Genomic DNA, 15,372 nt, shown 5'->3' with positions numbered 1-15,372 from the left:
TCTCCTGCGGTGAGAATCGCTGGGGTTTTCAGGTCTGCGCGAGCGCGCGCTCGATCGCGGTCACGAGGAGGTCGGCATCGGGCGGTACGTCGGGCGAGAACCGGTCGACGACCTCGCCCTTGCGATCGACGAGAAACTTCTCGAAGTTCCAGAGGATCTCGTGCGGCGCGCCCGGTTCGATGCCGTAGCCGACGAGCCGCGCCCGAAAATCACTGCCCGGGAGCGCGCGCGCCTCGGGCTGGGCCGACGTGAGCGCGCCATAAAGCGGGTGCTGGCCCTCGCCCTTGACGACGATCTTCGAGAAGAGCGGGAAGGTGACGTCGTACGAGGTGGAGCAGAACGACAGGATCTCCGCGTCGGTCCCGGGCTCCTGCGCGCCAAACTCGTTCGCGGGGAAAGCGAGGACCTCCAAACCCTGGTCCTTGTACTTGCGATAGAGGGCCTCGAGCGCCGTGTACTGAGGCGTGAGCCCGCACCGCGAGGCGACGTTGACGACGAGGCGAACCTTGCCGCCGTACGCGCCAAGCGAGGAGGGACGGCCATCGATGGTGTTGACAGGGATCCGTTCGAGGGAAGATGCCATGGCCCTGGGATTACTCGTCACAGGCGCGAGGCGCAATCGGCCGCGGGCGAGTGCGTCCCTCCAGGACGCTGCGTCCGCAAAAGCCGCCACGCCCGCTCGTTCCACGTGGACCTGCCCCCCGTACTTCTGCTCTCCTTCGATCCCCACCGTGCCCGTGGCGAGACCCTCCTCTCGCTCGTACCCCGCCTCGTCTCGGCCTCTCCTTTCGAAGAAGCCGCCACCGCGGTCCTCCAAGCCATGTTCGCCTGCACGGCAGCGACGTTCGACGGGAGCCCTCACGCCACGCGCGCGCGGCTCCTCCGCGGCGTCGTCCACCTCCGCCCCGAGGGCAGCTACCAGCGCATCTTCGGCATCGACCGTCCGACCGGCGCGCGGATCGAAGGCACCGGCGACCTGACCTGAGTTCGGCTGGGCAGGCTGTTTCCGGATCTCCAGGCCGTGCTCGACGCCGAGGAGAAGGCGTGAACGTAATGCGCAAAACCCGGTCGACATGACGCGCGATAGCCCCCAGGCTCGCTTGACAGGCTGCAGCGTTTTGCGTTCTTCTCCCTAAGGCGTCGATTCGTTGGCGCAGCGTCCTAGGCTTCTCGTCCCATAGGTGGACGTCCCGCGTCCCGCCTCGCGAGCAAGGCGTGGCCCGGCTTGCTTCACCCCCGAGGCGAGCTCGCTTCGCGCTCTGGCAGAACGGCGAAGGGGTCACCACGCGAGCGCTCTTTCGAGCGCCTCCCGTGAACGTGAGTCCGATCATGCAGCACAACCACGCAGCATTCGCGCCTGGCACCATGTTCGAGGATCGTTATGAGATCCTTGCCAAACTCGGCGAGGGTGGCTTCGGCGTGGTGCACAAGGCCCGCCAGCTCACCACGGGGCAGCCAATCGCGTTGAAGACGCTGCGCCTCACCGAGCACGGGGGCGCCGCGCAGACCGACACGCGGGTCGCGCGCTTCCTGCGCGAAACGCAGCTCTGCGCCCAGCTTCACCACCCCAACATCGTCCAGCTCGTCGACGCAGGGCAGAGCAGGGACGGGATTCTTTACACCGCATTCGCCTTCGCCCCCGGCGACGACCTCGCCGCGCTGCTCGCGAGGGAGGGCGCGCTCGCGCCGCGCGAGGCGAAGTATTTGATGCTCCAAGTACTCGACGCCCTCGCGGCTGCCCACGCAGCAGGCGTGGTCCACCGCGATCTGAAGCCCAGCAACATCATGGTGATCCCCACGGGCGCCCGCCGCAACGCGCTCGTGCTCGACTTCGGGATCGGCTCCACGATCGACGCCGAGAGATCCACACGCCTGACCGGCAGCCACGACGCGCTGGGCACGCCCGGCTACGGGGCGCCGGAGCAGTGGCGCGGCGCCGAGCCCTCGCCGCGCGCAGATCTCTTCTCCTGGGGCCTCGTGTTCCTCGAATGCCTGACGGGCAAGCCGGTGTACAGCGGCACGGCGGCCGAGATCTTCTATCAACTGCTCGACGCCGATCCCGTCCCGATCCCGGCCGCGCTCACGCGCCACCCCCTCGGCGCCCTCCTCGCCCGCGCCGTTTGCAAGGATGTCGCCGCGCGTGAGGTCACCGCCCGCGGGCTCCTCGACGCGCTCGACGCCTGCGACTTGCGCGGGTTGTCCCGCGAGGGGATGCTCGGCGCCGCGAGCCCCGCGGCCGGCGAGGGCCTCCGGACATGGACCACGAGCACGACGATCACCACGTCGCTCGAGCACCGGAGAGGGTCGGTCCCGCCGACGCTGGACGGCGAGCGCCGGCAGCTCACGGCGCTCTGCTGCCGCCTGAGGACACGCGCCGCCACGGAGCAGGCCCTCGACGCCGAGGCACACGACGGCCCCTTGCGCTCCGCGCTCGCCCTCTGCGCGAACGTCGGACACCGCCACGGGGGGTACGTGGCCGCGGCGCTCGGCGACGATCTGCTGATCTACTTCGGCTACCCCACCGCGGCGGAGGACGACGCCAAGCGCGCAGCCCGCGCGGCGCTGGAGATGGCCGTCGCCGTGCAAGCCGAGGAGCCGCGGATCGCTGCGCGGAACGTCCGGGTCGAGGCAAGCATCGGTGTCCACACCGGCCCGGTCGTCGATGGGGATCTGGAGGACCTCCACGGCACGAGCCTCGTCACGGGCGCCACCCCGCGACTCGCGGCACGGCTCGCCTCGCTGGCGGTGCCGGGGTCCGTGACGGTCAGCGCTGCGTCGCAAGCGTTGCTGCGCGTCGCCTTCGAGCTCGAAACCGAAGGCGTCCGCTCCATCGAGGGGATCGCGGCGCCCGTGGAGACCTTCCGCCTCGGGCAGGAGCACGTCCACGCGACGAGGTGGCCGACCCCCGACGGCACAAAGGCCCCGCTCTCCGGCCGAGATTCCGAGATGGCGCTGCTCCTGGAGCGATGGCGCCTCGCGTGCGAGGGCGTCGGCCAGTCGAGCCTCATCACGGGCGAGCCAGGCATCGGCAAGAGCCGCCTGACGCGCGAGCTGCGCGTTCGGCTGGCGCGCGAGCCCCACACTTTCCTCGAAGCGCGGTGCTCACCCGACATGCAGCACAGCGCCCTCGCGCCGGTGGTCGATCTCCTGTCGCGCGTGCTCAAGCTCGACCAGGAGCCGAGCGCGGGCAGCAAAAGCGCGCGCCTCGCGGAGGAGCTCACCGCGCACGGCTTCACGCCGGCGGAGGCGATGCCGCTCTTCTTGCCGCTCTTCTCCCTGCCCCTCGACGCGCCGTATGCCCCGCTCGACGTCTCGGCGCAGCGGCAGAAGGCGCTGACGCTCGAGGCCATCGCGTCGCTGATCTTCACGATGGCCGACACGCAGCCCGTCCTCCTGCTGGTCGAAGATTTGCACTGGGCCGATCCCACCACGCTGGAGCTGCTGACCCAGCTCGTTCGTGAGGTGCCCACGGTCCCCATGTGCTTGCTCATGACGGCACGTCCCGAGTTCTCGCCATCGTTCGCGATGAACAGCGTGCTCCTGCTCCCGCTGAGCCGCCTGGAGCGCCCGCAGATCGCGGAGATGCTCCACGGGTTCGTCGGCCACAAGGCGCTGCCCCCCACCTTGATCGATCGGGTGGCGAGGCGCGCCGACGGGGTGCCTCTCTTCGCGGAGGAGCTGCTGCGGATGATGATCGACGCGGGGCAGCTCGTGGAGCGCGAGGAGCGCTACGACCTCGCGGGCCCGCTCTCCGACGACGCGATCCCGAGGAGCCTGCACACGCTGCTCACGGCGCGCCTGGATCGGCTCGCGCGCGCCAAGGAGACCGCGCAGCTCGCGGCGGCGCTGGGGCGGGAGTTCAGCCTCGGGGTGCTCTCGGCCGCGAGCCCGCTCGGTCCCGCGGTGGTGGCGGACGACCTGGAAAAACTGATGCGCGCAGGACTCGTGCTGCGCAAGGGGCGGACCAAGGACGCGGTGGGGGTGTTCAAGCACGCGCTGATTCGCGATGCGGCCTATGAGTCGCTCTCCACGAACGCGCGGCTGCGGGTCCACGCGCGGATCGCGGGCACGCTGGAGGAGCACTTTCCGGAGGTGGTCCGGACGCGACCGGATCTGCTCGCGCATCACCACGCGGCGGCGGAGCAGAAGCCGCAAGCGATGGCTTACGCGCTGCAAGCGGCGGAACAGGGGCTGCAACGCTCGACGTACGCCGAGGCCGTCGCGCACGCCTCCAATGCCATCGCATGGGCGTCCGCGCTGCCGGCCACCGAGGGGATCGAGGCGGAGCTCTCCGCGAACGGCGTCCTGACCCAGGCCCTCATGGCGATCCGGGGCTGGGCGGATCCGCAGGTCAAGGCGACCGCGGATCGCTCGGCCAGCCTGCTCCAACGGCTCGATCAGGACAGCAAGCACAGGGTGCCGACGCTCTGGTTTCTGTTCACCTATCACCACGTGGCCAGCAATCGCCGGACGGCACGCGCGGCGGCTGAGGAGCTGGTCGCCATTGCCGAGCGCTCCGGCGACCCGGGATTCCGCGCGGCCGCCGCGGCGCTCCACGGCCTCGCGCTTTTCATGGATGGCGACCATGCGGATGCGAGACCCGCCGTCGAGCGCGCTGTCGAGCTCTACGATCCCACCCTTCACCGGGACCACGGGGCGCGCTTTGGGCTGGATACGCTGGTCCTGGCAAAGTCGTACGTGGCCCAGCTCCGGTGGCTCTCGGGCGATGCCGCTACGGCCTTCCCGCTCGTCACGAGCACCCTCGAATGGGCGCGCGAGATCGGTCACGTCCCTTCGATCGCCATTGGCTTGCTGTACGGGGGGATGGTCCATCAGCTCGCCGGCGACCGGCGCGCGGTCGCCGCCATGGCCGGAGAGCTCCTCGCGCTGAGCGGGAAATATGGGCTGCCTGCCTACGAAGGCTATGCCGCGACCCTCCACGACTGGGCGACCGGCGACGGGCGGCGCGCCCAGGCGATCGTCCATGTCCTCTCCGACCTCGGGTGCAAGCTCGGCCTCTCGTATTATGGTTCTCTGGCCGCCGATGCCCAGGCGGAGCGCGGCGAGCTCCTCGAGGCCATCACGAGCATCGACCATTGCCTTTCTTTGTGCCGCGAGAACGACGAGCACTTTTACGAGCCCGTGCTCCACCTTCGCCGCGCCATGTACGAGGCGCAAAGGGATCCTGCGGCCGAAGGCGTCCGGAGCTCGCTGGAGGAAGCGGCCCGGCTGGCGCGGCGCCAGGACATGCCGAGGATCGAAGCGCTGGCGACGCTGGAGCTCGTCCGGCGCTCCGGCGCAGCCGAGCAGCGCCGCGCACGGCTCGACGAGCTGCTCACGCGCCACCCGGGTCTACGAGAGATCGAAGTCGACAACCACGAAGGAGAAGCCCGATGGGCATGAACAAGTTGCTGGATTTTCGCACGGCTTACATGCGTTCGATCGCGACGGCGTGGTCCTCTCCGAGTTTTCTGAACGAGCTGACCACGAACCCCACCGGGACGTTATCGAGGTATTTCGGCTTCGACTGGCCGTGGACCAACGCCTGCACCCTCGAAATCACGACCAGCGAGGCCGCCCAGGGCCGGTTCGAGTGGATCGGCGACGAGTGGGTCTGGTCCAAGAACCTGCTCGACAGCCTGACGTTGTACCTGCCGCTCACGGCGCCGTCGAGCGACCCGAACGCGAGAGCCATGGCGCTCGCAGATTATTACCGGCAGCGCGCTTCGTTGTTCAGCGACGACTGGGGAACGGAGTATGGCCCCTTGGGTCCCCTCTTGGCTTTGAGGAGCCCCCGAGGGGTGCCGGTGGTGATCGACCCGGCCGTTGGACCTCATAGCAGCGCTCCTATCGGCGGCTTCGTCCCGAGTGACAATGAATTCAGCGCATTCCAGGTCGCGCTGCTTTCGGCGCTCGCCAAGGCCTGGGCCGACCCGGGCTTCAAGCAGAAGCTCTTGATCGATTCCACAGTAGCTTTGCACACCATCCGCGGGTACGAGCTGCCCTGGAACATGAACATCACCATCAGGGATGATAGCGGGGCCCACTGGACTCCGCCGAACGTGTCGAGCAGCCCGCCGTCGCACGGCCAGTCGTATTGGACGTTCTCGCAACCGTCCGCGCTCACGCTCTATTTGCCCACGAAACCGCACAATGTGGAAGCCGAGCCCATCGCGCTCGCTGCATACAACGCGACGGGCGCCGAATACCCCTTCACCTGCTGCTGCTAGCGGGTGGAACGAAGACCTCGATGGAGCCTCTGGAGCTGAGTCAGGTGCTGGCATTCAAGCCGACCCTGCGGGTCGAGCGCGTGGAGACCGGCGCGGCCTTCTTGATTGGCGAGCGTGAGCGATTCGTCCTCTCCGGCGCCAGCACCGTCGAGGTGGCCATGCTCGTCGATGGCCGGCGCACCGTACATGACATCCTGCACGCCGCGCGCGCTCGGGTCTCGGAGCCGGAGGCGCTTTATATCCTGAGCAAGCTCGCGGCGCGCGGCTACCTCGTGCCCGCGGCTCCAGAGCTATCCTCCGAGGCCACGGCCTTCTGGCACGGGGTGGGCCTCGACGGCAGGGCCGCCACCGAGGCCCTGCGCCGCACCCCCGTGTCGGTCCAAACCCTCGGCGAAGCCATTCCTGCCGCATGGATGGCCGAGGCGCTCGTGCAGGCAGGCGTGCGGGTCGACGGCGAGGCGCGCGTGCAGGTGGTCGTGAGCGACGATTCCCTGCGGCCGGAGCTTGCCGCAATCAATCGCCGCGCGCTGGCGGAAGGGACGCCCTGGTTCCTGATGAAACCCACCGGCGTCCAGCCGCTCCTCGGACCCGTGTTCGAGCCCGGCGCTGGCCCCTGCTGGGAATGCCTTTCCTTCTGGATACGCCAGAACCGCCCGGTCGAGGAGATGGTGCGCCGGCGCGGAAACGCCGAGGATGTCGTCGCTCCCCCCAGGGCGGCCATGGAAGCGAGCATTCGAACGGCCTGCGGAATCGGCGCCCTGGCGATCGCCCGCGTGCTCGCCGGGGGGGACAGGAGCTCCCCCCCTCCGCTCGGCTCCAGGGTGCTCGCCCTCGATTGGGCCACCTTCCAGACCACAGCGCACGCGGTCGTCCGGCGGCCGCAATGCCCGACGTGCGGAGATCGAGGGTTGATGACGGCCGTCGGCGAGCGGCCGATCGAATTGCAGCCGATCGAAAAGGCGCATTACGAGGACGGGGGATACCGCAGGCAAACCCCACGGCGGACCTACGAGCGTTATCAACACCTCATCAGCCCGATCACCGGAGCCGTGACCCACCTGGTCCCGATGCCGGGAAAGGACACCGAACTCCGTGCCGTGTATGCGTCGGGGTACCTGGTTTGCCCTCGGGACGGCGTGCCGCACGCCAACGTCTTCGACAAGGCCTGCGCGGGCAAGGGACGCAGCGCGGATCAGTCGAGGGTCAGCGCGCTCTGCGAAGCCCTCGAACGTTATAGTGGTGTGTACCAGGGGGACGAGGCGTGCGTCCGCGGCAGCAAGGACGAGCTCGGCGCGGCGGCGCTCTGCCTCGGCGATCTCTTGAACTTCAGCGAGGCGCAATATCACGCGCGCGATCGACTCCGTGCGCAAGGCGTGGATCGACGCCAATCGGTGCCCGAGCCGCTCGACGCCAGCACCCGGATCGATTGGACGCCGGGCTGGTCGCTCAGCAAACGCGAAAGGCGCTACGTCCCGCTGGCCTATTGTTATGCCGAGGCCCCGGCCGAGAGTGGCACCGCATTCTGCGGCCCCTGCAGCAACGGGGTGGCGGCCGGCACCTGCCTCGAAGAAGCCTTGCTTCAGGCCCTGCTCGAGCTCGTGGAGCGCGATGCAGCCGCGATCTGGTGGTACAACCGGATGTCGCGCCCGGCGATCGACCTCGAGAGCTTCGCGGATCCCTACTTCGACGCCATCCAGGCCGACTCCACCCGCCTCGGCTGGAAGGTATGGGCGCTCGATCTCACCCACGATCTGGGCATCCCCACCTGCGTGGCGCTCGCCCATGAGCCGCACGCGGATCGATTCGCCATCGGGTTTGGCTGCCACCTCGATCCACATCTCGCCGTGCAGCGCTCGCTTACCGAGCTCAACCAGCTCTTTGATCCCGAAGGCACGCGCCGGGCGCCGTGGGACGTGGAGCGCCTGCTTGCCCGCGACTATCTCTTCCCCCACCCCGATCTTCCGCGGATCACGGCCGGGAGCTTCCCTCGCATCGGCGGCGCCGATCTGCGCGCCGACATCGAGCATTGCGCGAAGCGCATCGAGGAGGCGGGCCTCGAGCTCGTCGTGGTGGACAAGACCCGCCCCGATATCGGCCTGCACGTGGTCCAGGTGATCGTCCCCGGGTTGCGCCATTTCTGGCCTCGATTCGGCCCGGGGAGGCTTTACCAGGTTCCGTGCGCGCTCGGCTGGCTCGCGCGCCCGCTCACCGAGGGCGAACTCAACCCGGTCCCTCTCTTCGTCTAGCCGCTCAGGAGATCCGCATGCGTGATGGATTCCGGATCATGGACGTGGACCGTCACGTCATGGAGCCAATCTCCCTGTGGCCCGCGTACCTGCCTGCGCGAATGAAGGAGTATGCGCCTCGGCTCGCGCCCTTCGGCTCGCCCGAAACGTTGACCGAGCGGATCCACCGCTTGGGCGAGTATGCGCTTTTGCCCACACCCCCCATTCTCTCCGTGGCGGGCGAGCCTATCATGCGTGTGCCCGAGGCAGGGTACATCGAGCTCGGGCTCGTCGCCGCGCGCCGTCGCGAGAACCTCGCCGCCGCGGAGACGCCTCGGGGGCACCTCGCCGAAATGGACGCGACCGGCGTCGACGTCGCCGTCCTGCTCCCGACGTACGCGTCTTTTCTCGTTCATGACGACGCCGTCGACGCGGAGCGCTCTCGAGCCTACGCGCACGCCTACAATCGATGGCTGAACGATTTCTGCTCGAACGCGCCGACCAGGCTTCTGGGCCCGGCGCTCCTCTCGCGCCACGATCCGGAGGCCATGGTGGACGACCTGGAGCAAGCGGTCCGCGACGGCCAGCGCTCCGTGGTCCTCCGGCCGAACCCGGTGCAGGACCGCACGCTGAGCGCCCCTGCGCATGCGCGGTTCTGGGCCGCGTGCGAGCACCACGCAATCACCGTCCTCCTGCACGAAGGCACACACGCGCGTGTCTCGGCAGCGGGGGCGGATCGCTTCGAGACGCGCTTCGGCCAGCATGCTTGCTCGCATCCCATGGAGGCCATGATGGCGCTGCTTTCGCTGCTCGAAGGCGGCGTCCTCGAAGCGCACCCGACGCTGCGGGTGGGCCTGCTCGAGGCGGGATGCGGCTTTCTGCCTTATTGGCTCTGGCGGCTCGACCACGTCGAGTATTCGCAGATGCGCGGCGAGGTGCGCGGTCGGGTGCGCCTGCCGCCCTCCGAATACTTCCAGCGGCAATGCTGGATCGCGCTCGAGCCGAACGAGCCCATGCTCGACCGGCTGGTGACGGAGATCGGCGCGGCGCGTATGGTATTCGGAACGGATTTCCCCCACCTCGACCATGGCCCCGGAATGGTCGGCGACATGATGGCCCACCAGGGCGCCCTCGGCGCGGAAGCGCTGCGAACAATCCTATGGGAGAGCGCGTGCAACCTGATGGGAATCGATGGCAGGGCATGAGGAGCGAGCTTGGCCGGACGCACCGCGGCTACCGTGACGGCAAGCGCCTCGGTGATGCACGACGCGACCGCACCCAGGCGCGCTTGCCCGAAAAGACGACCGCGATCTGATGGATGGGCTTCGCGCCTCGCTCGCGCAGATCCTGTGCGTATTCGAGCGTCTCGATCTGCAAGAGCGCGGCCTCCAGCGTCGCCTCGACCTTTGCCTTGCTGGGGACCTTGGAGCCTCGCGCCGGCAGGACCTTGAGCTCCATCACCACACCAGGCAAGCCCGGCCTCTTCGGGATCAGCATCACGTCGTATCGCCCGTACCCCGATTCGCGGTTCGATTTTATCTCGAAGATTCGCCCTTCGAGCGTGATGAGCAATCCCATGAGGAACACGTGATAGTGCGCTTCGATTTCCTTCGGCGCGCGGTCGTAGTTGGATAACTTGAGCAGGAAGCCCTCCAGGAGGACGGCGAGCCGCTCCGCGTTCCCCTCGAAAAGAGACATTTCGAGTTCGGCGAGCCCCGGCTTGCCGCCGATGCCGGCCTCCATCCACCGCTTGAAGATGCGCGTGAACTTCCCCCGGACCTCTCGATTCGGGAAGGACAGCTCGCAGATCGGCTCGCCGTCCTCGTCTTCTTCGCGCTGTGCGATCACCTCGGCCCGCAAGTAGCCGGCCATCACCAGGATGCTCCATACCGTTTCTTGGTGGCTCGTCGCGTCCCGCAGCGCGATATGATCCTGGATGGGTTTCTCGATGACCTCGTCGCGCAGGAGCTTCTCGAAGTCATCGTAACATTGCGTGAACCACCGGGCGATCAGCTCTTCGGAGATGTCGCTCGGGCTCTCCCTCGCCCAGTAATCGAGAAACCGTACGTCGCTCTGGCGCACGAAGTTCAGCACCGACCATGGATTGAAGATCGACTGCTGGCCGAACAAATACCCCTGGTACCACCTGCGCACCCGCTCGCGCTGTTCGTATGCCTCGGCGTCCCGGAGGATCTTCGTCGTCTCCTCCTCGGTGAACCCGAACGACGTCGCGCACTCCGAACAAAGGATCGAATACGTCACGACGTTGTTGAGCCCCGAAAAGATGCTCTCGTTGGAGATCCGGAGGATCCCTGTCAGGACACCTTTGGCCAGGTGGGGATTGTCCTTGATGCCAGAATGAAGAAACTTTCGAATCAGGTCGACGGTCTCGGCGAACGATTTGTGCACCTGAGACAGGTGCAGCGGTGCATCGTATTCGTCCACGAGGATGACCACGCGCTTGCCATGGTACCGGTGCAGGAACCGGGACAAATCGGCCAGCGCCGAGCACAGGAGGGCCTCGTCTGCGCGACGCTCGAAGATCTCCAGAAAACGCACGCGCTCATGCGGCGCGAGCGCGCCCTCGGTCAGGAGATACGAATGCGCTTCGTAGATCCGCCGAGCTTCCTCGCGGAGCGTCTCCCGGGCCTCCACGCGATCCCCCGCCCACACGGTCCCGAGGCGCGTGTAAATGACCGGGTATTGCTGGAAATGAGCGAGAGCATCCGGGTCCTGCATGACCGCGAGCCCCTCGAACAGCGGCCTCCGGTCCTCCGGGGTCCGCTCGAGGAAGCACTTGAGCATCGACATGTTCAGCGACTTGCCGAACCGCCTCGGCCGCGGGAACAGCAGCACCTGCGGCGGCGCCCGGAGGACCTCGCCGATGAACGCCGTCTTGTCGACGTAGTACCTGCGGCCCTCGCGCAGCGCCTTGAAGTCCGAGACCCCGATGGGAACATCAAGCGGTCGCATGAACACCCCCATGCACACGCTTGCCCTGACGAACCACGGAGGTTCGGCGCAGGACGACGGTAAAACCGTACGTTTGGCCAAGCGTCCAGAAGATGAGCGGTTTCCGGCGGAACTGCGCCATGGGTCGTGCTCCTGGCAGGGTCGTCTCCAGGTCCGTTTGCCATGTACGCCGGTCCGCGGCCAAACTCAAGGGGCGAACGCTCTGCCGTTCAGCCCGAACGTCGGTTGTTCTGTGCCTCGCGGCTGCCAGTCCACCGCACGCTTCCGAACCTGCACATGAGCGCCAGGGCGACGGTTGTCCGCTCTTGCGGTTTGCCCCAGAAGTCGCCGGTGCGGCTCATGCTCGCGACGATGCCGCGCTCCCGCAGCGCCTTCCGGTAGTCCTCGCTGGCGTGGGGGCTGCCGCGATCGGAGTGGTGCAAAAGCCCCGGCTTCGGCCGGCGTGCGCGTAGCGCCCGCTCGAGCGCCGCGAGCGCGAGGGCGCGGTCGTTCTGCTCGCTCATCGCGAAGCCGACGACCCGCCGCGAGAACAGGTCGAGGATCGTGGCCAAGTACAGCCAGCCCTCGGCCGTCGGGATGTACGTCACGTCGGTCACCCACGCCTCGTTCGGTGCCTTCGCATCGAATTGGCGACCGAGCAGGTTCGGCGCAATTGGCATCATGTGGTTCGAGTCCGTGGTGCGCCGGAAATGGCGCTTGCTGCGTGCTTCGAGGCCGCGCTCGCGCATGAGCCACTCGACACGCTTGCGGCTCACGCACAGGCCCCTGGCGCGCAACTCCGCGTGCACCCGGGGGCTGCCGTAGGTGCCGCGGCTTCGGCGGTGAGCGGCGGCGATTTCGGCGGCGAGCTGCGCATCGGAGGCCTTCCGCCGCGGCTCGAGGCGCTTGCACCAGGCGTAGAAGCCGCTGCGCGAGACGCCGAGGACGTCGCAGAGCACGGTGACCGGAAACAAGGCCTTCTCCGCGGCGATGAACGCGAACTTCACTCGCTCTCCTTCGCGAAGAAGGCCGCCGCTTTTTTTAAGATATCCCTCTCCATCTGCAGCCGCTTGTTCTCACGCCGCAGCCGCACGAGTTCGTCGCGCTCGGTGCTCGTGAGGGCCTCGGGGGGTTTCTCCCGGCCGACGTTGACCTCATCAGCTCTCACCCACTCGCGTAGCACCGTTTCAGTGAGATCCAGATCCTTCGCAATCTTCGCGATGCTCCGGTCCCCGACCTGGCAGAGACGAACCGCCTCTGCCCTAAACTCCGCGCTGAACGACCTCCGCTTCCGCCTCGCCATGGAACTCTCCTAGCGCATCTCCGCGCCTTGGGGTTTGTCCACGGATCCGGGGGAGGATCATTTCCCGCCTTCTCCGCAGCCGGGGACAGCTCGACGTACCTCTCCCAGACGGAGCGCGTCAGCGCCACCGGCGCCTTGATTCCAGCCTGCTTCGCGAGTTCGGTGACGTCGACGAGCGTGCCGTCTTCGAGTGCCTGTGCACGGCTGTATGCCGCAATCAGGACAAACTCTCCACCGACATCATCATCTTCGTCGCTCACGTTGCCCCCGCGAGCAGCGTGATGCTCGAGCCCTCGGTCATCGCCTTGTCGTTGAGCTCGGTGTATTGCGCGGCCTTCTTCCGAAGCGGCGAGTCCTCCGCGATGGAGCACTCGATCGCCACCGTCCAGAGCCGCGCGCCAATGCTCGACGCCGCGTCGACCGACTTCTTCTGCTCCTCCTCATTCCGGTCGATGCCGTCCGTGACGAGGATGATGTCGGCGCCGTGCTGGCCCTTCTGCGCGAGCGCCTTCACCTGATCCACGGCCACACCGAGGGCCAGGCCGATCGCCGTTCCGCCGCTGAGGAAGTGAAGGATCATCTTCACGATCCCAGCGCTGTCCCCGGGCTTCACGACCTGCACCACGGTGGACGTCGCGTAATGCACCACCGCCACGGGCCGGTTTTCCTCGGAAGCAACGCGGGCGAGCGCCACCGCAGCGGCCTTCGCCCACTCGTTCCGGATACCGGACATGCTGCCCGATTCGTCGAGCGCGAGCACGAGCGGGCCCTTCGACTTCTTCGTCGTTCCCCGGACCGCATACTGCGCGGCCCGGCGAGAGGCGATTCGTTCGAGAGCCACGATCTCGATCTGCGGGTCGGTCAGGAGCACCGTCTCTGCCGGCAGAAGCCGGGCGACGTCATTGCCCTGCTCGACCGAGTACACCTCGCCCGAGACCCCGTGGACCTTGCTCGCGTGGGCACCGCGGAGCGAGGCGAACATGCGACCTGCCAGCCGAGCAATACGCTCGACCCGATCCATGTCGTCTCCCGCAGCATCCACTTGCCGGACTTGCGCCCAGGCCGCCGAGAGATCCCAGCCAAACCCGTCCGACAGGTGCTTGACCTGCTTCGCCTTCTTGTCGAACGTCGCCCACTCTTCGCGGGCAGCGCTGCGCATCTCGAAGGCCGAGGCACCTTCCGGGACGTGCTTTCCCGCCTTCCACAAGAGCCCGAACGCGTAGGCCGCGCCGACCTCGTCGAGGGCGAGAAAGGCCATGTATTCGGCGGGAACCGTATCCCTCACGGCCTCTGCAAATGACCGCGTCGGCGGATCCCGCCCGAGCCCCACGATCGCATTCCACAGGTCGCCGGCCTTCTCCGCGTCCTCGGAGGAAGCCTCCTTGACGCAGAGATGCCGGCGCCTCGCCTGCAAGAACGTGCCCATGGCCTACGGCAGCGCGTAGCGCTTCGAGAGGTCGGCCGTGAGCGCGTCGTGGGCCTTCTTGAGCTCGTCGAGCTTCGGCTGGATGCGCGCGTGGGCGCGGCGCGACACGCCGTTCTTCAGCATGTCCTGCACGCGCTTGCCCGCCTCCGTGACCTTGTCCGCGAGCTGGGGCAATGCGGACTGATACGCCGCCGGCTCCGTCGGTCGATTCGCGTATCCCCGGAGCGCCTCGTCCACGATATCGATCGCCTGTGCGACGACGGAGCGATCGACCGTCTGGAGGACGGCGACGACGCGCGCCCGATCCTCCGGCTTGTTCCAGAGCCCGTACTTCAGAACGGAGAGGTGATCGAGCTCGACCGCGGGCGCGTCGTCGAGCCACGCGGCCGCCTTGAGGACACGCGTGAGCGCGATCCAGCGGCGATCCGAAAGGACGAGGCCGTCCGCCTTCAGCGCCGTACGGAGCCGGAGCAGCTCCTCGACGACACCGATGGGGCACCTCGAGCCGCAAGACGTCCTTGCACGCGGCATCCCACTCCGCGAGCCCGATCTGCGCCGTCGGCTTGTACTCGGGCGGCGTGGCGACGAGCTGCATCCACGTGGCATCCGCCTGCACGTACTCGACGACGTCACGCAGGAGAAAACGATCGTAGATCGCCGCGAGGATCTCCTCCTCGGGAAGCTCGTTCGAAGCGCCGACGAGCAGCCGCAGGGGGATCGGCTGTCCCTTGTAGAGCCGCTCGTTCATCGCGCTCAGGAACGCATTGAGCACGCTGTCCGAGCCCTTGAAGACCTCGTCGAGGAAGGCGCACTCGACGGCCGTGAGGCGGCCATCCAGATTCCTCTCCCAGAGGTCGTTCTTCAGCGCCGAGAGCTTCACCGGGCCGAAGTACTCGTCCTCGGTCCCGAACTTCGTGACGAGCGTCTGGAACTTCCGCGCGTCCGGGAACGACGCGAGGAACCCGAAGAAAAGCGCGCTCTTCGCCGTGCCCGGAGGTCCGACGAGCAGCGCGTGGCTCTGCGCGAGCGCGGCGAGCAAGATGCACTCGATCGCGTCCTCGCGCTCCCGGAAAGCCGCGTTGAGGCCGTCGCGCACGGCGCGGAACCGCGCGCGGACGGAGCCCATGTCGATGGAACCGTTCTTTTTCATGTTGTGGAAATCCGCGACTGGTTGAAGCCGCGGCGGCGCCCCGCCCCGGTGTCACCCGAGACGGGGCCGGTTTGTCGTGCAATCAG

The 15,372-nt window shown here is 67.6% G+C and carries 9 protein-coding genes and 3 pseudogenes; 5 read left to right on the top strand and 7 right to left on the bottom strand.

Annotated elements, in window-relative coordinates:
• Window positions 1–28 precede the first annotated feature (28 nt).
• Window positions 29–583 (bottom strand): glutathione peroxidase, encoded by a 555-nt coding sequence (locus tag E8A74_RS00060; protein ID WP_136926812.1) that lies wholly within the window; start codon window positions 581–583, stop codon window positions 29–31.
• Between the two features lie 105 nt (window positions 584–688).
• Between E8A74_RS00060 and E8A74_RS00055 the strand changes: the two genes are divergently transcribed.
• The 5 genes from E8A74_RS00055 (at window position 689) to E8A74_RS00035 (ending at window position 9,660) form a co-directional block, all read left to right on the top strand.
• Window positions 689–985 (top strand): hypothetical protein, encoded by a 297-nt coding sequence (locus tag E8A74_RS00055; RefSeq protein ID WP_211365252.1) that lies wholly within the window; start codon window positions 689–691, stop codon window positions 983–985.
• 326 nt (window positions 986–1,311) lie between these two features.
• Complete coding sequence (locus E8A74_RS00050; protein ID WP_232379289.1) at window positions 1,312–5,403, top strand: TOMM system kinase/cyclase fusion protein; 4,092 nt, start codon at window positions 1,312–1,314, stop codon at window positions 5,401–5,403.
• Window positions 5,400–6,230 (top strand): BMA_0021/BMA_0022 family TOMM bacteriocin, encoded by an 831-nt coding sequence (locus tag E8A74_RS00045; protein ID WP_170228756.1) that lies wholly within the window; start codon window positions 5,400–5,402, stop codon window positions 6,228–6,230. Before E8A74_RS00050 ends, E8A74_RS00045 begins: the two co-directional genes overlap by 4 nt.
• Window positions 6,231–6,250: 20 nt before the next feature.
• The gene (locus E8A74_RS00040; protein WP_136926810.1) at window positions 6,251–8,476 is read left to right on the top strand and encodes a TOMM precursor leader peptide-binding protein; all 2,226 of its coding nucleotides are present in this window, start codon (window positions 6,251–6,253) and stop codon (window positions 8,474–8,476) included.
• A 17-nt stretch (window positions 8,477–8,493) separates the two neighbouring features.
• Window positions 8,494–9,660: an amidohydrolase family protein gene (locus tag E8A74_RS00035; protein ID WP_136926809.1), complete on the top strand. Its 1,167-nt coding sequence runs from the start codon at window positions 8,494–8,496 to the stop codon at window positions 9,658–9,660.
• Window positions 9,661–9,688: 28 nt separating this feature from the next.
• Here E8A74_RS00035 and E8A74_RS00030 read toward each other — a convergent pair whose 3' ends face one another.
• The 6 genes and pseudogenes from E8A74_RS00030 to E8A74_RS55905 form a co-directional block, all read right to left on the bottom strand.
• Entirely contained in the window at window positions 9,689–11,428 is a 1,740-nt protein-coding gene (locus E8A74_RS00030; protein WP_170228755.1) for an AAA family ATPase, read from the bottom strand.
• Between the two features lie 317 nt (window positions 11,429–11,745).
• Window positions 11,746–12,710, bottom strand: a pseudogene (locus E8A74_RS54495) (IS3 family transposase); the annotation flags it as partial.
• A 77-nt stretch (window positions 12,711–12,787) separates the two neighbouring features.
• Window positions 12,788–12,931: pseudogene (locus E8A74_RS55910) on the bottom strand (DUF6573 family protein); the annotation flags it as partial.
• 35 nt (window positions 12,932–12,966) lie between these two features.
• Window positions 12,967–14,136, bottom strand: a complete 1,170-nt coding sequence (locus E8A74_RS00015) for a vWA domain-containing protein (RefSeq protein WP_136926805.1) — start codon at window positions 14,134–14,136, stop codon at window positions 12,967–12,969.
• A gap of 3 nt (window positions 14,137–14,139) precedes the next feature.
• On the bottom strand, window positions 14,140–14,667 hold the full coding sequence (locus E8A74_RS00010) for a hypothetical protein (protein ID WP_136926804.1): 528 nt from the start codon (window positions 14,665–14,667) through the stop codon (window positions 14,140–14,142).
• 130 nt (window positions 14,668–14,797) lie between these two features.
• A pseudogene (locus E8A74_RS55905) lies at window positions 14,798–15,262 on the bottom strand (AAA family ATPase); the annotation flags it as partial.
• Between the last annotated feature and the right edge of the window lie 110 nt (window positions 15,263–15,372).

The organism is Polyangium fumosum (assembly GCF_005144585.1).
GTDB classification, from domain to species: domain Bacteria; phylum Myxococcota_A; class Polyangia; order Polyangiales; family Polyangiaceae; genus Polyangium; species Polyangium fumosum.
The sequence above is the reverse complement of the archived record's forward strand: the minus strand, read 5'-3'. Positions and strand labels throughout refer to the sequence as shown.

Coding starts and splice junctions, on each gene's coding strand:
- E8A74_RS00040 (WP_136926810.1), top strand. CDS start 6,251: ATGGAGCCTCTGGAGCTGAGTCAGGTGCTGGCATTCAAGCCGACCCTG.
- E8A74_RS00060 (WP_136926812.1), bottom strand. CDS start 583: ATGGCATCTTCCCTCGAACGGATCCCTGTCAACACCATCGATGGCCGT.
- E8A74_RS00035 (WP_136926809.1), top strand. CDS start 8,494: ATGCGTGATGGATTCCGGATCATGGACGTGGACCGTCACGTCATGGAG.
- E8A74_RS00045 (WP_170228756.1), top strand. CDS start 5,400: ATGAACAAGTTGCTGGATTTTCGCACGGCTTACATGCGTTCGATCGCG.
- E8A74_RS00030 (WP_170228755.1), bottom strand. CDS start 11,428: ATGCGACCGCTTGATGTTCCCATCGGGGTCTCGGACTTCAAGGCGCTG.
- E8A74_RS00015 (WP_136926805.1), bottom strand. CDS start 14,136: ATGGGCACGTTCTTGCAGGCGAGGCGCCGGCATCTCTGCGTCAAGGAG.
- E8A74_RS00010 (WP_136926804.1), bottom strand. CDS start 14,667: ATGCCGCGTGCAAGGACGTCTTGCGGCTCGAGGTGCCCCATCGGTGTC.